We start from the raw sequence: 18,751 nt of genomic DNA, 5'->3' as shown, positions 1-18,751 counted from the left end.
TGTCGCAAGACACCGCACTGCATCCCGCCGCGCACACGATCCGTCCGAACCCGCCATCCGTCCGCCTGACCCGGCGACGGGCGGCACGAGGCAGACACCCCCGCTCCGGCGGGGCCTTCAGGGCCGAGAGACAGACATGACCAGCGCCACCGCTTCCCGCGATCCCAACCGCGTCATCATTTTCGACACCACGCTGCGTGACGGCGAGCAGGCGCCCGGCTGTTCCATGAATCTGGAGGAGAAGCTGCGCATCGCCGGGGTGCTGGAGGAGATGGGCGTCGATGTCATCGAGGCCGGCTTCCCCATCGCCTCCAACGGTGATTTCGAGGCCGTGCGCGAGGTTGGCCGCGTGGTCAAGACCAGCGTGGTCGCGGCCCTGGCCCGCACCGCCCGGGCCGATATCGACCGCGCCGCCGAGGCGCTGCAGTTCGCCGAGCGCCGCCGCATCCATACCTTCATCTCCACCAGCCCCGTGCATATGCAGCACATGCTGAAGATGACGGAAGCCGAGGTGCTGCAGCGGACGGTCGACTATGTCACCTACGCCCGCAATTTCACCGACGATGTGGAATGGTCGGCCCAGGATGCCAGCCGTTCCGACATCGATTTCCTCTGCCGCTGCGTCGAGGCGGCCATCACCGCCGGTGCCACCACCATCAACATCCCGGACACGGTGGGCTATGCCCTGCCGCACGAATATGCGACCCTATTCCGCACGCTGATCGAGCGGGTGCCCAACAGCGACAAGGCCGTGTTCTCGGCCCATTGCCACAATGATCTGGGGCTGGCCGTGGCCAATTCCCTGGCTGCCATCGGGGCCGGCGTGCGCCAGATCGAATGCACCGTCAACGGCCTGGGCGAGCGCGCCGGCAACGCCTCCATGGAGGAGGTGGTGATGGCCATCCGCACCCGCCACGACCTGATGAAGGTCCATACCGGCATCCGGACCGAGCACATCACCCGCGCCTCGCGCCTGGTGTCCACCATCACCGGCTTCCAGGTGCAGCCGAACAAGGCCATCGTCGGCGCCAACGCCTTCGCCCATGAAAGCGGCATCCACCAGGACGGCATGCTGAAGCACGCCGAGACCTACGAGATCATGACGCCGGAGTCGGTGGGGCTGAACCGGTCCTCGCTGGTCATGGGCAAGCATTCCGGCCGCGCCGCCTTCCGTGCCAAGCTGAAGGAGCTGGGCTACGACGATCTGGGCGAGAATGCCGTCAATGACGCCTTCAGCCGCTTCAAGGATCTGGCCGACCGCAAGAAGGAGATCTTCGACGAGGACGTCATCGCCATCATGGATGACGAGGCGGGGCGCAAGAACGACGCCATCCGCTTCCTGGCCCTGCATGTGGTTGCCGGCTCGCGCGGGCCGCAGCATGCGGTGCTGGAACTGGAGGTCCAGGGCAAGGCCATCGCCCCGGTGGTGGCCTTCGGCAACGGCCCGGTGGACGCCGTGTTCAACGCCATCAAGCTGGCCTTCCCGCACGAGGCGCGGCTGCAGCTCTACCAGGTGCATGCCGTGACCGCCGGCACCGATGCCCAGGCCGAGGTGACGGTGCGGCTGGAGGAGAGCGGCAAGACCGTCAACGGCCAGGGCGCCGATGCCGACACGCTGGTGGCCAGCGCCCGCGCCTATGTCCATGCCCTCAACAAGCTGATGACCAAGCGGCAGAAGACGGCGCCGGTGGCGTTGAGCGCGTGAATCGGGGCAGGGGGGCTTCGCGCTCCCCTTTCCCTGCGTCCCTGCCCTGCCAGGGAGTCGCGGCACGCGGGCGGCCAGCCCGTGCTATAACAGCCCCCGTTCCGCACACCGGAGCCACCCACCGATCCGTTGACGTTCCGTTACGGCCACGGCAGGCGCCAAACTTGTCCTGGGATGGATGCGGGCAGGGCTTACCGGCGACAAAATCCGGTAGCCGGCCTTTCAGCCCTTGAGGGTTTACGCCGAAATGGTCTATGCAACGGACGCGGACCGGCTTTCCCCGGTGGCCGGACGCGGAGCGGCCCAGACACCGGATTCAGAGACACCCCCCAAACATGTTTCCCAACCTGCTCGGTATGTTCTCGGCCGATATGGCAATCGACCTGGGGACGGCGAACACGCTGGTCTATGTCAAGGGCCGCGGCATCGTCCTTAACGAACCTTCCGTCGTTGCCATCGCCAATGTGCGTGGGAAGAAGCAGGTTCTCGCCGTGGGGGACGAGGCCAAGCTGATGCTGGGCCGCACGCCCGGCAATATCCAGGCCATCCGCCCCCTGCGCGACGGCGTCATCGCCGACTTCGAGGTGGCGGAGGAAATGATCAAGCATTTCATCCGCAAGGTTCACAACCGGCGCAACTTCGCCCGGCCGCAGGTCATCATCTGCGTGCCCTCGGGCAGCACCGCCGTCGAGCGCCGCGCCATCCAGGAATCGGCCGAGGCCGCCGGCGCCCACCGCGTCTTCCTGATCGAGGAGCCCATGGCCGCCGCCATCGGCGCCGGCCTGCCGGTGACCGAGCCGACGGGCAGCATGGTCGTGGATATCGGCGGCGGCACCACCGAGGTGGCCGTGCTGTCGCTGGGCGGCATCGTCTACAGCCGTTCGGTGCGTGTCGGCGGCGACAAGATGGACGAGGCCATCATCGGCTATATCCGCCGCCACCATAATCTGCTGGTGGGCGAGGGCTCGGCCGAGCGCATCAAGAAGGAAATCGGCTCGGCCTGCCCGCCGGAAGACGGCGAGGGCCGGGTCATGGAGATCAAGGGCCGCGACCTGATGAACGGCGTGCCCAAGGAACTCATCATCAGCGAGCGCCAGATCGCCGAGAGCCTGGCCGAACCCGTCTCCCAGATCATCGAGGCGGTGAAGGTGGCGCTGGAGCATACGGCGCCGGAACTGGCCGCCGACATCGTCGACAAGGGCATCGTCCTGACCGGCGGCGGCGCCCTGCTCAGTGATCTCGATTTTGTCCTGCGTCATGCCACCGGCCTGCCCGTTTCCATTGCCGACGACCCGCTCTCCTGCGTGGCGCTGGGCACCGGCCGGGCGCTGGAGGAGATGAAGACCCTGAAGAATGTGCTGATCAGCATGTACTGACGGGGTAACGCGGGATTAAGTTATCCTATCGCACTCTATGATCCGGTCCGGCGGAATCGTTGTCGGGCCGGTGACCGGGAAGCGGCACGTGAAGATGAGGAATGGCGGAACCGTGGTGCGCGTGGCGGCGCCGGTCTGGGCCCTGGTCCAGCGGTTCTACTTCCTGCTGCTTATCCTGGCGGCAGTTGCGCTGATGCTGGTGGCGCGGATGGACCCGGTCCTGGTCGATCAGGCCCGCGCCCGCGCCACCGATGCCTTCGCCCCGCTGCTGTCGGTTCTCGCCCGCCCGGCGGCGGCCGTGGCCAATGTCATCGAGACCGGGCGCGAAATCCTCGACCTCTATGATGAGAATGCCCGGCTGCGGGAGGAGAATGCCCGGCTGCAGCAATGGCAGCAGGCGGCCTTGCGGCTGGAAGCGGAAAACAAGTCCCTGCGCTCGCTGCTGGCCTATCGGCCCGACCCGGCGGCCAGCTTCGTCACCGCCCGCGTGGTCGGCGATCCCGGCGGCGCCTTCGTGCGGACCGTGGTTCTGACCGCCGGCCGCCGCGACGGGGTGCAGCGCGGACAGGCCGCCATGGCCGGCCAGGGGCTGATCGGCCGTGTGGTCCAGGTGGGCGAATGGTCCAGCCGGGTGCTGCTGATCACCGATATCAATGCCCGCATCCCCGTGGTCCTGGAGCAGAGCCGGCAGCGCGCCATGCTCAGCGGCGACAATTCCGACCGCCCCAAGCTGATGTATGTGCCCCGCGACGCGCAGGTGGCGGTGGGCGAGCGTGTCTTCACCTCGGGCCATGGCGGCCTGTTCCCGCCGGGCCTGCCCGTGGGCACGGTGGAGGCGGTGACGGCCGAGGGCGAGGTGCGGGTGTCGCCGCTGGTGGACCTGTCCCGCATCGAGCATGTGCAGATCGTCGATTTCGGCGGCGCCGGCGGGCTGGCGGCCGAGGCGGTTCAGCCCGGCGCCATGCAGTGAGGGCCGCGGCCATGGCCGTGGGTGTTTGGCATCGACTCGATCAGACGGCGCGGCATCTGCTGCCCTCGGCCAGCACGGTGCTGCTGATGCTGGTGGGGATGGTGCCCATGCAGTTGCCGGGCTGGTCCAGCGTGGCGCCGCCGCTGGCGCTGATGAGCATCTTCTATTGGGCGGTGCACCGGCCCGACCTGCTGCGCCCGTCAGTGGTGTTCCTGATCGGGGTGTTGCAGGATCTGTTGAGCGGCACGCCGCTGGGCCTGACGCCGCTGGCCTTCGTGCTGAGTTACTGGCTGCTGCTGACGCAGCGGCGGTTCTTCCTCGGCACCTCGTTCCTGGTGCTGTGGTACGGGTTCGCCCTGGTGGCCTTCGGGGCCGGGGCGGTGCAATGGGCGGTCTTCTCCCTGATCGCCGTCGATCTGCTGGATGCACGCCCGGTGGCCATGCAGGCCCTGCTGGCGACGGTGCTGTTTCCCATCCCGGCGGCGCTGTTCCAGCGCCTGCACCGGGCGTATCTGAGCTGAGCGGGGCCGTCGATGCTGTCCGGGTATGATCGCGATGCCGAGCGCCAGCGGCTGCTGACCCGCCGCACGCTGGTGCTGGGCGGGATGCAGGCGGCGGTGGCCGGCGTGCTGGTGGCCCGTCTCTATTATCTGCAGATCGTCGAAGCCGACCGCTACACCATGCTGGCCGACGACAACCGCATCAGCCTGCGCCTGATCGCGCCGCCACGGGGCCTGATCGTCGATCGCAACGGCGTGCCGCTGGCGGTCAATGAACAGAATTTCCGCATCAATCTGGTGCGCGAGCAGGCGGACGACCTGACCCGTGTGCTGTCCCAGGTGGAAAAGCTGGTGGGGCTGACCGATGTGGATCTGCGCCGTATCCAGCGCGATATCCAGCGCTCCCGCCGCTTCGTGCCGGTGACCCTGAAGGAGAATCTCACCTGGGACCAGGTGTCGGCCATCGAGGTCAACATCCCCGACCTGCCCGGTGTCTCCATCGATGTGGGGCAGGTGCGCTCCTATCCCTTCGGCGAGACCATGGCCCATGTGCTGGGCTATGTCGGCTCCGTGTCCGAGAAGGAGCTGGAGAATGCCGACGATCCGCTGCTGTCGCTGCCCGGCTTCCGCATCGGCAAGAACGGGCTGGAGAAGGAGCATGATCTGGCCTTGCGCGGCGTCGCCGGCAGCCAGCAGCTGGAAGTCAACGCCGTCGGCCGCGTCATCCGCGAACTGTCCCGCGATGACGGGCAGCCGGGCCGCCAGGTCACGTTGACCCTGGATGCCAAGCTGCAGCATTACACCCAGCAGCGTCTGGCCGAGCACGAGTCCGCCGCGGCCGTGGTCATGGACGTCAAGACCGGCGGCATCCTGGCCCTGGGCTCCAGCCCCAGCTTCGATCCCAACCAGTTCGCCATGGGCATCGGCTACGAGGCCTATCAGGCGCTGCTGAAGGACGAGCACAATCCGCTGACCAACAAGGCCATCGCCGGCCAGTATCCGCCCGGATCCACCTTCAAGATGATCACGGCGCTGGCCGCCCTGGAATCCGGCATCGTCAATGCCCAGCACCGGGTCACCTGCACCGGCCACATGAATCTGGGCGACCACCGGTTCCATTGCTGGAAGAAGGGGGGGCACGGCACGCTGGACATGGTTGGCGCGCTGATGAACTCCTGCGACGTCTATTTCTACGATCTGGCCCAGCGCATCGGCATCGAGCGCATCGCCGACATGGCCCGCCGCTTCGGCCTGGGGGATCGCGTCGGGCTGGAGCTGCCCGGCGAGCGGCCCGGGCTTGTTCCGGATCCGAAATGGAAAAAGCAGAAGCTGAAACAGCCCTGGCATCCCGGTGAGACGCTGATCGCCAGCATGGGACAGGGCTATGTCCTGGCCACGCCGCTGCAACTGGCCGTGATGACGGCGCGGCTTGCCAGCGGACGGGCGGTGCAGCCGCATCTGACCAAGGCCATCGAGGCGACCTTCACCGAAACGGTGGACTGGCCCCGGGTGGCGGTGAAGCCGGAGCATCTGGCCGTGGTCCTGGCCGGCATGAATGCCGTGTCCAACATTCCCGGCGGCACCGGCTACAAGGCCCGCATCGCCGTTCCCGGCATGGAGCTGGCCGGCAAGTCGGGCAGTGCCCAGGTCCGCCGCATCTCCATGGCCGAGCGCAACACCGGCGTGAAGAAGAACGAGGACCTGCCCTGGCGCGAGCGCGACCACGCCCTGTTCGTGGCCTTCGCGCCGGTCCAGGCACCCCGCTTCGCCTGCGCCGCCATCGTCGAACATGGCGGCGGCGGCGGTGCCGTGGCCGGGCCGGTGGTGCGCGACATCCTGCTGGAATGCCAGATGCTGGAGGCGTCGCGGGCCAATGTGGCGCAGCAGGCCGATCTGCGCGGCGGACCCGTGGGGACCGGCGGCGGCATGGCGGAGACGGCGGAATGAATCTCGATCTGGGCAGTCCCGACAGCATGACCATCGGCGAGAAGCTCGCCGGCATCGCCTGGAGCCTGGTGCTGCTGGTGATCCTGGTCGCCTCGGTCGGGTTCGCCATGCTCTATTCCGCCGCCAATGGCAGCCTGGACCCCTGGGCTTCGCGGCAGATCGTGCGCTTTGCCATCGGCCTGGTGGCCATGCTGTTCATGGCCCTGGTCGATATCCGCATCTGGATGAAGCTGGCCTATCCGCTCTATGGCGCTGTGTTCGTGCTGCTGATCGCGGTGGAGCTGGTGGGCGATGTCGGCAAGGGCGCGCAGCGCTGGATCGATCTGGGGTTCATCCAGCTGCAGCCCTCCGAGATCATGAAGGTGACGCTGGTCCTGGCCCTGGCCCGCTATTTCCACGGGGCCACGCTGGAGGATGCCGGCCGCATCCCGTTCCTGTTCGTGCCGCTGCTGATCATCTTCGCCCCGGTCGGGCTGGTGCTGATGCAGCCCAATCTGGGCACCTCGCTGATCCTGGTGATGATCGGCGGTGCGATGTTCTTCCTGGCCGGTGTGCGGCTGTGGAAATTCGGGCTGGTCATCGCGGCGGTGCTAATCGCCATCCCGCTCAGCTGGCAGTTCGTGCTGCACGATTACCAGCGGCACCGGGTGGAGACCTTCCTTGATCCGGAAAGCGATCCGCTGGGGCACGGCTATCACATCACCCAGTCGAAGATCGCCTTCGGCTCCGGCGGGCTGATGGGGAAGGGCTTCCTCCAGGGCACCCAGAGCCATCTGAACTTCCTGCCGGAGAAGCAGACCGACTTCATCTTCACCATGCTGGCGGAGGAGTTCGGTTTCGTCGGCGGCGTCGGCTTCCTGGGCCTCTATTGCCTGCTGCTGCTGTTCGGCTTCGTCATCGCCCTGCGCTGCCGGCACCAGTTCGGGCGGCTGGTGGCGTTGGGTCTGACGGTCAATCTCTTCCTCTACATGTTCATCAATGTGGCCATGATCATGGGGCTGATCCCCGTGGTCGGCGTGCCGCTGCCGCTGATCTCCTATGGCGGGACGGCGACCCTGGCGGTGATGATCGGCTTCGGCCTGCTGCTGTCGGTGCATGTGCATCGCGATGTGCGCATGTCGCGCCGCGGCATCAGCGACCTTTGACGGGAATGCAGATCTCCCCTGCCGGAAGTTTCGGCCTCACCGCCGCATTCAGGGTATCGACAAGCCGCTTTGCCTTTGGTATACCGCGCGCCTCGCAACGACGAACGTCGCTTGTGAGCACGCAAAGGCGTGATACGCCGGTGCGTGGGTAAGGGCTGGGTGTATAGCTCAGTTGGTAGAGCAGCTGACTCTTAATCAGCGGGCCCAAGGTTCGAGTCCTTGTACACCCACCAACCCTTCCCACGGCGCCGACACGGTCGGGTGTATAGCTCAGTTGGTAGAGCAGCTGACTCTTAATCAGCGGGCCCAAGGTTCGAGTCCTTGTACACCCACCACTTTCCCTCCCCATGACAGGGCTTCGGCCCATCGGCATAAATCGGCGGCATAAATCGGCCCAACGGTCGCCAAAGGGGTACCCCGGCTGATCCGGGGCGGCCTTAACCGCTGCTTTACCAGGTCTGGCCGAATCATTCGGTGGCCAACGCGCGATCCTCTGCGGCCTTCCGGACGCTGTCGCCGCTGTGCCGACTGGACCGACCAATGCGCCTTCTGGCTCCCCTGTTCCCGCTCCTTGCCGGCATGTCCTGGCCCGTCCTGGGGTGGCGCCGGCAGCAGGGTCGATTGCCGCTCCAGAGGAGCGACACCGGTATCGGCCTCGCGCCCGGGCGGCTGCGCGGGGCCTTCAAGGAGGTCGTGCGGATGCGACACACGGAGCATGACGGGGGCCAGGGCCTTGGATCGGCGATCGTTCGCCGTCTGTCGCTGCTGCTGGAGCATTCCCCGTTGCTGCGCCCAGGCGCGGGTGCGGAAACCGCCGTCGCCATCACGGCGCCGGAGGCGCCGCGCGGTCCGCCACCGCCCGCCCGGCCCGCGGCGCCGCCGGCGCGGGCGCCGGAGAGCGGCCGCCAGGTCACCATCCTGGTGGTCGATGATGAAACCATCATCCTGATGGGGCTTCAGGCCATGCTGGAGAGCTGGGGCTATCATGTGATCCCGGCCAACAGCGAGCAGCAGGCGCTGGAGCGTCTGCGCGCCGCCGCCCTGTCGCCCGATCTGGTCCTGGCCGATTACCGGCTGCGCGCCGGCCAGATCGGCCCCGACATGGTCCGGGCGGTGCAGGCGCTGTGTGCCTGGCCGGTGCCGGCCGTCATCCTGACCGGCGACACCGATCCGGCCCGCATTGCCGAGGTGGAGGGGGCCGGGTTCGGCATCCTGCACAAGCCGGTCACCGCCCGCGACCTGCGCCGGGCGGTGGAAGCGCGCCTTCCCAGCCGTCCAGGACCGGGTGGGGCGGGACCGGGTGGGGCGGGACCAGGTCGTGCGTGATGGCGGCGCGGCGGTTCAGCCGTCGAGATAGTCCCGCATATAGACCTCGATCCGGTCGGCGATCCGTTGCAGACCGGCGGCTTCCTCCGGCTGGCCAGGGCCGATGCGCTGCGCTTCGCTGCGCAGTTCGGCGGCCTTGTTCAACATGCTGGTGCGCAAGAGTTTCACATCCGCCCGGTCCAGGGCGGGTGACGCCACAAGCGGCTGCGGCATGGATGACATGGCTACTCACTCGCGAACAAATGTCACGTTTCTACCACTTTGAAGTAAAGCACGCATTAAAAATGAGACGGGTCTGGTCGGTCCGCGCGGGATTTCAGTCAATATTTCAGCCAATGTTAATGGGGTAATACTTTATAAAATTTATGAAGATACGATTTTGTTCCGAGATTGGCGGTATTGCAGTGGGGATTGATATCGTGTGGCTGGAAGAAACGGATCTGTCGGCGGCGCGCGGCGACCTGCTGGCCTGGGCCGGCGGCGGTGTGGTCTGGGGGGTGGTCTCCGAGCTGGCAACCGGAGCTCCGGTGGGATTGCTGCTGGGGGCGACCCTGGCCCTGCTGCTGCGCCGTGTCTTCCGCAGCGTGGCGGAATTCTAGGCGGATCGACCGCTGTCCATCCGGGGCATCGCGGGCCGCTCATGACCGCTTCCCGGTGGTCGCCTTGACGTCGGCGGGCATGATTTCGACGGTCGCCGTCATGCCCGCGGCCAGTTCGACGCCGGACGGCACCTGATCGATCTGGATGCGGACCGGTATGCGCTGGGCAAGGCGCACCCAGGAAAAGGTCGCCGCCACATTGGGCAGGCCGAGATGGCCCGGCGCGTCGTTGCTGTTCTCGATCCCGCGGCCGATACTTTCGACATGGCCGGTCGCCGGCTGGTCAAAGCCCATCAGCATGATCTGCGCCGGGTTTCCGACACGGATCTTATGGATCTTCGTCTCCTCGAAATAGCCGGTGATCCAGAAGCTGGACGCATCGAGGACGGCGACCTTGGTCGTGCCCGCCGTCGCATAGTCGCCGGGCCGCAGCCGCAGATTGGTGACATAGCCATCGATCGGTGACCGGACCGTCGAGCGGGCCAGATTGAGTCTGGCCAGCTCCAGTGCCGCGACCGCGGCCTGATAGGCGGCACTGGCCACCGCTGCCGCCCCGCCCGATTGTTGTATGGCTTCCTGTGAAACGACATCCTTGAGCTGGCTGTGCCGACGCGCCGTCGCCTGACGCACGAGCATGTCCTGACGCTTGGCTTCGACGTCAGCCTCGGCCAGCGCCACGGCCAGCCGCAGCCGTTCGGGATCGATCTCGTAGAGAATGTCGCCCCGTTTGACATACTGGTTGTCGGCCACGGGCACGGAGCGGATCGTACCGGAGACCTCCGGCGCGATCTGTATGACATCCACCCCAACCCGCCCGTCGCGGGTCCAGGGTGATCGCTCGTACTGGCTCCAGGCCTGCACGGCGACAAAGGCGGAGGCAACGACCACGCCAAGGGTCAGGGCATAGCGGCCGAGCAGAAGCAGAAAAGGTTTCACGACGATCGTCCGATCAATGGCAGGGACTGGATGAGCAGACCGTAGATGATGAGGAAGGTGGCGGCCTCGACGAGCGCCCGGAAAGCGACCAGGCGGAAGACTCCGGCGGCGGTGCAGAAGCGTACCGTTGCCATGGTGATGATCAGCGCGATGAAGCCGAGGACCACCAGACCGGGGATGAAGACGCCGCCGATATTCAAATCAACGATCATGAGCCGGATGCTCCTTGCTTTGCCCTTCCACCGCTGCCGAGGGCGAAGCGGAGGTCGATGAGCAGATCGAGTGTGCGTGACCGGTTTTTGTCTGCGCCGCCGCCCATCATCGCCATCACGGCTTCGATGCGCTGATCGAGACCGACGAGATCGGCCGGCATTGTCGGTCTTCTGGCGCGGAAGCACGCGGCGATCGCGGACAGAAGCGCGCCGAGCGCCGCCCCGGCCTCGCCCTTTGTCTGGGGGACCGTCTTGCGCAGCTGGCCGGCGGCATGCCCGATGCGAAGGTGGCGCAGCGTATCGTCGAGGATATCCGCAGGGGCTTTCCCCGACGCCCGCAGCCGCGGCAGCAGCAAGGCCGTCCGGTCGATCATCAGGCTGGCCCAGTGCGCTTCGTTCGGCGCGCCGCCCAGGGCGCGGCGGCCGACATCCCGTCGGCTGAGGCGAAGCAGCCGGTTGATCGACACGTCCGCCGGGACGGTCTGGAACAGGGACATGCTGACCGCCCCGAAGCCGATCGCCGCAAAGAGCGCGATCACGGTGTTGAGGGCGGCGGCGAAGTCACCGGCGTAAGCGGTGCCCAGCCCCGAGAGGATGGGAATGGTGAGGGTGATGCCCATCGCCATGAACGTCGTCGGCAGTCGGGCCTGGAGCGAGCCGGCGAACAGGAATGCCGGGGCCAGGACCGCAACAAGAACCGGGAAGCTGGTGACCTGGGGCAGGATGGCGAAGCTGTAGACGAGGCTGATCAGCACCCCATAGATCGAGCCGATGATATATTTGACGACAAAGGGCACCGGCGCGTCGAAATTGCCGAACAGGGTGCAGCAGACGCCGAGAATGGAGACGGCCGTTCCGCCCTCCGGCCAGGCCGATCCTATCCAGAAGGCACAGCCGCCGAGGATCGCGACGATGGAGCCCAGCGCGGCGCGGGCCGCCATCCACGGATCACGGTGATAGACATAGCCGCTTGCCCGCTTCGGCCCGTGCAGCGGCGCCGCCTGTCGTGAGCGCCAACGGGTGCTCAGGCTCTGCCCGAGCCGGTCGCAGTCATGAAGCAGCCCGATCATCTCGGCCAGATGGCCGGCGAGATTGGCGCCGACAGCGCCGTCTGGCGCAGTCGCATCGGCGCCCCGCTGCGTCTGGAGCGATCGTGCCCGCCCCATCAGCCGGGCTGCCGTCTTGCCGTCATCCGTGTCCGTGGCGGCACTCCAGGCCCGGACATCGCCGACCAAGGCGGTCAGGTCGTCATCGCCGTCGCCGATGCCGAGACAATGCACCCGGTCTTCGATTACAGCCGTGAGGGGAAGAAGCCGGGCGAGCCGGTCATGGATAAGCTGCAGCGTCCTGCGCCGCGGCGTCACCGCCGCGGGGTCATAGGGCAGATGCGTCGCAAGCCCCTGAAGCGTCAGGAGGTCGAGGGAAAGCTGGTAGCGATCCTGACGGTTTTCTTCCGGCGTTCCCGCCAGCGCGTCGCCGGCAAGCCGGCGCGCGTCCCGCAGCGTCGCCGACAGCTTGCCGGTGAACTGGCCCGTCATCGGTTTCGGCAGGATGTAACGATGGATCAAGGCCGCGCAGAGAATCCCGATGCAGATCTCCTGCACGCGCAGGGATGCCGTATCGAAAACCGCACCGGGATCAAGCACGCTGGGAAAGCCGATCAGGCTTGCCGTGTAGCCTGAAAGAACGAAGGCATAGGCGCGTGGCGTGCGGTCAAGCAGCGAGAAGAACAGGCAGAGGCCGATCCAGCCGGCGAGGATGATGCTGCACAGGATCGGGTCATTCACGAAGTTCGGAATGATCGCCACCGTCGCCATCGCGCCGATCAGCGTGCCGGCGAAGCGATACACACCGCGGCTGAGGGACGCTCCCGCCGATGTCTGCGAGACGATATAGACCGTGACGATGGCCCAGAACGGTTTGGGCAGCCCGATCCGCAGCGAGATGTAATAGGCCAGCATCGCGGCGGCGAAGCTCTTGGCCGAAAACAGGATCGCATCGGCATCGGCCTTCATGGCGGGCGTGCGCAGGACACTCGGTCCCGCCTGCAGCACGGCGGCACAGGCCTTGATCAGGCGGGGGCATATGGACGGCGGCGTGTTCATGCCGACAATTGTGATTGATTTGCATAATCAGTTAAATTCGGTATTAAGACATGAAATCCCTGAAAACTGCCAATCTCATGCCCCTATTGCCCTCCGCCGTTTCCGTTTTCGATCCCGATCTCACGCTGCTGCCGGCGGTCGCCCATAAGCTCGATTTCGCGGACCATGAGGCGGAGGTGCCGTTGCATGTGCATCGCAAGGGGCAACTGATCCTGGCCCTGCACGGTGCCGTCACCTGCACGGCGGGCAATGAGGTCTGGATCGTGCCCCCCCAGTGCGGGGTGTGGATTCCGGGCGGCGTTGCCCACAGCGCCCGCGCGACCGAAAATGCGCGGCTGACCTATCTGTTCGTGGAACCGGGCGCGGTGAACCTGCCGGAGAGCAGCTGCACATTGTCGATTTCATCCATGATCCGGGAAATGGTCGAGCGCCTGGCGCGCGAGCGTGCGGATTACCTGCCCGACAGCCACGCCGCCCGGATGGCCCGTGTGGTGTTGGATGAACTCGCGGAAATGCCGCATGAGCGGTTCAATCTGCCGATTTCCAGCCATCCGAAGATCCGGGCGATCGCCGATGCGCTGACAGCCGATCCTGCGGACCGCAGCACCTTGCGTGATTGGGCGAAGCGGGTGGCGATGAGCGACCGGTCGCTGGCGCGTCTGCTGATCCGTGAGACGGGACTGACGTTCGGACGCTGGCGGCAGCAACTCCACCTCATTGTCGCCCTGCGTGAGCTGGCGAGCGGCGAGGCGGTGCAGAATGTTGCCGCCGGACTGGGCTACGAATCGGTCAACGCCTTCATCACAATGTTCAAGAAGGCCCTGGGCAGCACGCCCGCCCAGTACTTCGCGCAGCGGAATGTCTCGCCCCATCCGGCCCGGACGTGAAGCCGGGCTGTCTTCCCCGGCGCTTCGCGCGCCCGGTCACCGGTCCCTGCGGCCGTCAGGCCGGATGGCGCCGTACACCGGTTCAGCCCGGTGAACCACCCCCGGGCAGCCGCACGCCGGGATAGCCCGCCTCGGCCAGGCCGGAGCAGAGGGGGGACCATGCGCACAGGGCACAGGCCCGGCGGATGCTGCCGGCCCGGAAATCCACCCGCAGCCGGTCGATATCGGCGGCGGAGAGGTGCAGCCGCGTCCCGACGGCCAGGGACCCCAGCAGCGGTTCCAGATCGGCTGCCGCCGCGCGGTCGCGGACGGTGACGGAGGCGCCGTGGCAATGGGCCACCGCCCCCTGCTCCCGCAGCAGAGGGGTGCAGATATCGTCCGGCCCGGCGACGATCTCCACCGTCTCACCGGCGGCCAGACGCCGGATGATGGCGTCCATGCCGGCGGTGAAGGCGGGGCTGTAGCCCTTGCCCACCCAGGTCAGCCCGCACAGCAGGTGATGGGGGCGCAGGCGCATCGGCGGCCTCAGGCCGCCTGACGCAGACGGGTGCAGGCCCGCAGCGTGGCCACGCCGAGGCCGGTCTTCAGGACGGTTCCGGCCAGGAACGGCACGACACCGGCCGCCAGGGCCGTGCTCCAGCCGGTCAGCCCGGCCAGCCAGACCGCACCGGCGGCCAGGATCAGCCCATGGCCGGCCAGCAGGCCCAGCGTTGCCCCGGCCAGGGACCGGGTCCAGCCGCGCTCGGCCATCCAGCCGACCAGCGCCGCGGCGGCCGGGAAGGCCAGCAGATAGCCCGCCGTCGGGCCGACCAGATGCTGCGGGCCGGCGGCACCGCCGGCGAACATGGGCAGCCCCAGCACGCCCTGGGCCAGATACAGGGCCAGCGTGGCGCCGGCCAGCCGCCAGCCGCAGAGAGCGCCCACCAGCAGCACCATGTAGGTCTGCATGGTCATGGGCACCGGGATCATGGGCACCTCGATCCAGGAGGCGGCGGCCACGGCCCAGCTGCCGATGAGGGCGGTCAGGGCCTGACCCGGCAGGCGTCCAGCCAGCCGCCGCAATGGCGGGATGGCCGGTGTCTCGGAGAGGTGTGGCATGGGGAATGTCCGATCAGTCGCAGGGATCAGGAGAATAGCGGAGATGACGGGACCGGTTGCGGTGCCGGTCCCGGATCAGAGCCAGTCCACCGGCATGTGCCAATAGACCGTCACCACCTCGACCCCCGGATTGAGGCTGGTCAGCCCGCCATTGGAGATGTGGCCGAAGGCGACACCCAGCCGGCTTTCATTCTCGAAGCGGTAGGCGACCTCGATGGTGGAGCGGAACTCCATGCTGGAACCCAGCCGCTTGCCGCCACCATCACGATGGAGACCGGCGCCGAAGCTGGGGGTTATCGCCAGCGGCCCCAGTTCCAGGTCCAGGAACAGACCGCCGCCGCCGTAAAGGCCACCATCGCTGGTGACCTCGGCCCCGACCCAGGGCCGCAGGCTGACATGGGAGCCCAGGTGCAGCAGGGCGTCCGCTTCGCCGAACCGGTACTCCAGCCGGAAATCCGCGGCCCGGTTGCGGGGCTCGTTCTTCAGCACGTCGAAGGACCCGGCGCCGAGACTGAGGAGGTTGGGGGTTTCGGGTGCTCGGGCCTGGGTCGCCGTGCTTCCGGACAGCACGAGCATGGCAAGGAGAACGGGCAGGACAGGCTTCACAGCATCATCCTCTGCAGGCAGGGGGGCGGCCTTGCCCGCTCCGACCGCTCTGCGGGGATAGGGGGGCAGGGCCGCGGGCAGGGCGGCCCACCCGCTCCACCAGTGCTGGGAAGTCCCTGTTCTGTCAACTGTTTAGAAATATTAGCCAAAAAAGCCGAAGCGCTGGGTCATGGCATTGCCGGTCCGGCGGATCAGCTCGTACAGCGCGGCGATGGGTTGGAAGATGCGGACATTCTCCTGGCGGTAGTCCTGGCTCTCATCGCCGACATAGGTGGCGGGTTCGCCGAAATCGGCATCGGCCACCGAGTCCCCCGTGACCGGGAAGATGCGGGCCAGCTGGTCCAGGGCCCAGGGCACGTCGAGATGCATCAACCGCCCCACCAGCCGCTTATGGGTGATGGCGTGCTGGCTGGAGAATTGCGGCACCTGGATGGCGTAGCGGAAGACCTCGTGGATCAGGGCCAGACGCAGGGCGTGCAGCAGCCGCAGCGACACATGCAGGTCACTCTCGGCCGCCGGCAGGGCGCCGGCCCCGCCCAGATGCTGGACCAGCAGGCCATAATCGCGGAACAGCCGGCGATAGACGCGGATCAGGCGGGCATGGGTCGGCGCCTCCTCCAGCACGGCGGCCACATGGCGCAGGGCATCGGCATCGGCGGGCTTCTCGGCACGGGCCGCCAGCGACAGCCACAGGCCGGGGTCCAGCGTGTCCACCTGCGCCTTCAGCGCCTCGGGACAGGCGATGGCGGCGCCATACTCGATCATGCCCAGCAGCTCCCGGAACCGGGGGGAGGCGGCATAGAGGGCGCGGAAGCGGTCGGGGTCGCGGTCGATGGCCTCGCCCACGCCCGACAGCGTGTTGGCCGGCAGGCCCAGCTGCTGCAGGATGGCGTTGTGCGGGATGGCACGGAACTGGGCCGCCATGGTCTCGGCCGTGTCGTCGGGCGCCGCATCATGCTGGCGCTTGATGGCGCGGCTGCCCGAGGGATAGAGCAGGTTGGTGCCGAAGGCGGCCAGCAGGGCGCCGTAGTTGGGATCGTCCACCAGCCCGTTCTGGAAGGTCTTCACCGTGGTGAAGAACTCGCGGATATAGTCGCCCTCAGCATAGAAGCGGTCATGCTCCAGGTCCGGCTTGGCGCTGCCCAGCATATATTCCAGGATGCGGGTCACGGCGGCCAGGGCCGAGGCCGGCGAGACGAAGTAGAGATAGCCGTCGCCGCCCTGGAAACTGGTCTCCTGCTTGAACTCGATGCCGTGCTTGGCGGCGAAGGCCAGGGTGGCCGGCGGGCTGACATAGGCCAGACGGCTGGCGAAGCCGCCGGGATGGCCGCCGCGGCCGATGCTCTCGCCATGGGTGTCGAAGATGACCAGCTGCACGCCGCTCAGCCCGTGGCGGGTGAACAGGCGCAGCACGCGCAGGCGCAGCCGCTCGATGGAGGCGCTGGCCGGCGTCTGGCCGAGATAGCGGCCGGCGTCGGAATAGCCGGTCTGGATGCACAGCCGGCCGCGCTGGCGCACATATTGGCGGTAATGCGGGTTGTCCAGCAGCTGCTCGATGACGCGGCTGCCCACCTCCAGCGCCTTCTCCGTCTCGAACAGCGGGCTGATGTCCAGCCGGTCGGCGACCCCGAACAGGCGGGCGAAATAAAGCGCCGACAGCACGGTGAAGGCGCTCTCGGACTCGGCGATCAGGAAGCGGACCGGCGTGGTGGCATCGCTGTATTTCAGCATCTGCGCCACCAGCATGAACAGGCGCTTGGCGCTGGTGCGCTCGGCCATGACGCTGCCGAAATTGATGCGGACCGGCTCGACCCGGTCCAGCAGCTCGGTCAGGGCGTTCAGGTAGGACTGGCGGTAGCGCGGATCGTCGGGCGAGGTCTCCAGCCCCACGGTCTTGCGGATGGCGTTGTGGACCTGGGTGGAGTTGATGCGCACATGGGTGTGGGCCATGCCCAGGCCGAAATTGGCCAGCTCGGCCCGCAGCACCAGCAGCCGTTCCAGCGTCGGCCCGGCGGTCCCGTCCGCCGCGTCCGCCTGCATCCGTTCCGTGCACAGGCGCACGGCGCGGTCGATGGACTCGATGGCCTCGGCCGCATCCACCAGCCGCAGCGGCAGTTCCTCATACATGCGCTTGGCCGTCTGGCGCAGCACGCCGGTATCCTGGCTCAGCGGGCCGCCGAAGGCCGCCATCTCGTCGGTGACCTGCTTCAGCGCCAGGATCAGCCGGCTTTCCACCAGGGCCAGGGTGTGGCGCAGATCGTCGCCCACCGGGGCCAGGGCGCGCAGGTCGTCCAGCTCCGACAGGTAATGGCGCAGCTGGCGCTGCTGCACCACCAGGCGCTTATGCAGCGAGTCGGTCCAGCGGATGTCGGAGCGCCCATCCAGGTCGTAGCCGACCCAGCTGGCCACGGTCATCAGGCGCGGCTTCAGCTCGGTCCAGCGCTCCGGCCAATGGCGCCGGGCCACGCGCAGCACCACCCGGTACAGGATGCGCAGGGCGCTCTGGATGTTGGCGATGGCCTCCAGCGACAGCGCATGCTCGCGCTCCAGAGTCATCTCTTCGGGTGCGTGGCTGCTGGTGGCGACCCGCCGGATCAGGGCCTTGCGGTCGGCGTCGGCCAGCGGCTGCCCCTTGGCGTCGCGCCCGGTGGCCAGCAGGGCCAGCGCCTCCATCATCGGGCCGGGCAGGTTGAAGGTGGGGTGCGCGGTGATGACGATGCCGAACACCTCCCGCTCCACCCGCCGGCGGAAGGTCTCGAACGGCAGCGGCGCTTCGTCCGGACTGGTGGCCAGCGCCTCGATCAGGGCCTCCAGCCGCGCCTCATTGGCCTCGGGGGCGGCCTCGCCGAGATAGCGGCCCAGCCGGGCCGCGCGGGCGATGAAGCCTTCGGCGGCCAGATACTGGATCAGCTGCTCGATGGCGGCATGGGTCAGCTGGCCGCTGCGCAGCCGGCGCGACACCTCCAGCGCCAGCAGCAGCACGGGATTGGCCGCCGGATCGGCCGCGGTGTCGCGGCTGTAGCGGTCCAGCGCCGCCCGCAGATCCGCCTCAAGCGCTTGCAGATCCATGGATTTCGGCGGGGAATAACAGGCGGTCGGTGCGGTCAGCAGCGGGCCCTTTCCGGTCACGGCCGCCAGGCAGTCCAGGTCGGCAGCGGCGACGGAATCGATCGGGTCCAACGGCATCGGGCATGCTCCCCGTTTCAGGTGCAACGGTCATGCTGCGGCGCAGCGGGGAAGCCTGGGACGGGGGGGTAATCCTGTCAATGTCCATTCAGCGATTGCAGTAAGATTCGGTTGAAATGCCGCGATGCGGCGTCAACGGTCCTCGAAATGTCA

17 protein-coding genes and 2 tRNA genes are annotated in these 18,751 nt (G+C 67.4%); 11 read left to right on the top strand and 8 right to left on the bottom strand.

All coding sequences use genetic code 11. The features are described 5' to 3' along the window. Positions 1-136 precede the first annotated feature (136 nt). The 9 genes from DK368_RS18250 (at position 137) to DK368_RS18210 (ending at position 8,969) form a co-directional block, all read left to right on the top strand. Positions 137-1,705 (top strand): 2-isopropylmalate synthase, encoded by a 1,569-nt coding sequence (locus tag DK368_RS18250; protein WP_114395409.1) that lies wholly within the window; start codon positions 137-139, stop codon positions 1,703-1,705. 335 nt (positions 1,706-2,040) lie between these two features. Further along, entirely contained in the window at positions 2,041-3,081 is a 1,041-nt protein-coding gene (locus DK368_RS18245; RefSeq protein ID WP_114395408.1) for a rod shape-determining protein, read from the top strand. A 94-nt stretch (positions 3,082-3,175) separates the two neighbouring features. Then, a complete protein-coding gene (gene mreC / locus DK368_RS18240) occupies positions 3,176-4,051 on the top strand; it encodes a rod shape-determining protein MreC (protein WP_240002564.1) in 876 nt (291 codons plus the stop codon). An 11-nt stretch (positions 4,052-4,062) separates the two neighbouring features. Further along, positions 4,063-4,572 carry a rod shape-determining protein MreD gene (gene mreD, locus DK368_RS18235; protein WP_114395407.1) on the top strand — a complete coding sequence of 170 codons (510 nt, stop codon included), beginning with the start codon at positions 4,063-4,065 and terminating at the stop codon, positions 4,570-4,572. A 12-nt stretch (positions 4,573-4,584) separates the two neighbouring features. Next, positions 4,585-6,498: a penicillin-binding protein 2 gene (gene mrdA / locus DK368_RS18230; protein ID WP_114395406.1), complete on the top strand. Its 1,914-nt coding sequence runs from the start codon at positions 4,585-4,587 to the stop codon at positions 6,496-6,498. Then, entirely contained in the window at positions 6,495-7,643 is a 1,149-nt protein-coding gene (gene rodA / locus DK368_RS18225) for a rod shape-determining protein RodA (RefSeq protein ID WP_114395405.1), read from the top strand. Before mrdA ends, rodA begins: the two co-directional genes overlap by 4 nt. A gap of 157 nt (positions 7,644-7,800) precedes the next feature. Next, positions 7,801-7,876, top strand: a tRNA-Lys gene (locus DK368_RS18220). 26 nt (positions 7,877-7,902) lie between these two features. Beyond that, positions 7,903-7,978 (top strand) — tRNA-Lys (locus DK368_RS18215). A 364-nt stretch (positions 7,979-8,342) separates the two neighbouring features. Then, complete coding sequence (locus tag DK368_RS18210) at positions 8,343-8,969, top strand: response regulator (RefSeq protein ID WP_162306092.1); 627 nt, start codon at positions 8,343-8,345, stop codon at positions 8,967-8,969. A 15-nt stretch (positions 8,970-8,984) separates the two neighbouring features. Here DK368_RS18210 and DK368_RS18205 read toward each other — a convergent pair whose 3' ends face one another. Further along, the gene (locus DK368_RS18205; protein WP_155524631.1) at positions 8,985-9,182 is read right to left on the bottom strand and encodes a hypothetical protein; all 198 of its coding nucleotides are present in this window, start codon (positions 9,180-9,182) and stop codon (positions 8,985-8,987) included. A 206-nt stretch (positions 9,183-9,388) separates the two neighbouring features. On the opposite strand from DK368_RS18205, the gene DK368_RS18200 reads away from it, so the two are divergent. Continuing rightward, a complete protein-coding gene (locus DK368_RS18200; protein ID WP_114395402.1) occupies positions 9,389-9,568 on the top strand; it encodes a hypothetical protein in 180 nt (59 codons plus the stop codon). A 39-nt stretch (positions 9,569-9,607) separates the two neighbouring features. On the opposite strand, the gene DK368_RS18195 is transcribed toward DK368_RS18200, so the two are convergent. Genes DK368_RS18195 through DK368_RS18185 form a run of 3 tightly spaced genes read right to left on the bottom strand, consistent with a single transcriptional unit; the run spans position 9,608 to position 12,821 of the window. After that, the gene (locus DK368_RS18195; protein WP_193552317.1) at positions 9,608-10,504 is read right to left on the bottom strand and encodes an efflux RND transporter periplasmic adaptor subunit; all 897 of its coding nucleotides are present in this window, start codon (positions 10,502-10,504) and stop codon (positions 9,608-9,610) included. Then, positions 10,501-10,716 (bottom strand): DUF1656 domain-containing protein, encoded by a 216-nt coding sequence (locus tag DK368_RS18190; protein WP_114395400.1) that lies wholly within the window; start codon positions 10,714-10,716, stop codon positions 10,501-10,503. The genes DK368_RS18195 and DK368_RS18190 overlap by 4 nt, the downstream gene beginning before the upstream one ends. Further along, positions 10,713-12,821 carry an FUSC family protein gene (locus DK368_RS18185; RefSeq protein ID WP_114395399.1) on the bottom strand — a complete coding sequence of 703 codons (2,109 nt, stop codon included), beginning with the start codon at positions 12,819-12,821 and terminating at the stop codon, positions 10,713-10,715. The genes DK368_RS18190 and DK368_RS18185 overlap by 4 nt, the downstream gene beginning before the upstream one ends. Before the next feature lie 77 nt (positions 12,822-12,898). Between DK368_RS18185 and DK368_RS18180 the strand changes: the two genes are divergently transcribed. After that, positions 12,899-13,708: an AraC family transcriptional regulator gene (locus tag DK368_RS18180; RefSeq protein ID WP_114395437.1), complete on the top strand. Its 810-nt coding sequence runs from the start codon at positions 12,899-12,901 to the stop codon at positions 13,706-13,708. A gap of 82 nt (positions 13,709-13,790) precedes the next feature. Here DK368_RS18180 and DK368_RS18175 read toward each other — a convergent pair whose 3' ends face one another. The 4 genes from DK368_RS18175 to DK368_RS18160 form a co-directional block, all read right to left on the bottom strand. Further along, positions 13,791-14,225: a DUF1284 domain-containing protein gene (locus tag DK368_RS18175; protein ID WP_114395398.1), complete on the bottom strand. Its 435-nt coding sequence runs from the start codon at positions 14,223-14,225 to the stop codon at positions 13,791-13,793. A gap of 8 nt (positions 14,226-14,233) precedes the next feature. Continuing rightward, positions 14,234-14,806 carry a biotin transporter BioY gene (locus tag DK368_RS18170; RefSeq protein ID WP_114395397.1) on the bottom strand — a complete coding sequence of 191 codons (573 nt, stop codon included), beginning with the start codon at positions 14,804-14,806 and terminating at the stop codon, positions 14,234-14,236. 75 nt (positions 14,807-14,881) lie between these two features. Then, entirely contained in the window at positions 14,882-15,412 is a 531-nt protein-coding gene (locus DK368_RS18165) for an acyloxyacyl hydrolase (RefSeq protein ID WP_162306091.1), read from the bottom strand. 141 nt (positions 15,413-15,553) lie between these two features. Further along, positions 15,554-18,598 carry a phosphoenolpyruvate carboxylase gene (locus DK368_RS18160; protein ID WP_114395395.1) on the bottom strand — a complete coding sequence of 1,015 codons (3,045 nt, stop codon included), beginning with the start codon at positions 18,596-18,598 and terminating at the stop codon, positions 15,554-15,556. Positions 18,599-18,751 lie beyond the last annotated feature (153 nt).

This window comes from Oleisolibacter albus (genome assembly GCF_003336875.1).
GTDB classification, from domain to species: Bacteria; Pseudomonadota; Alphaproteobacteria; order Azospirillales; family Azospirillaceae; genus Niveispirillum; species Niveispirillum album.
This window is presented reverse-complemented; position numbering and strand designations above follow the sequence as displayed.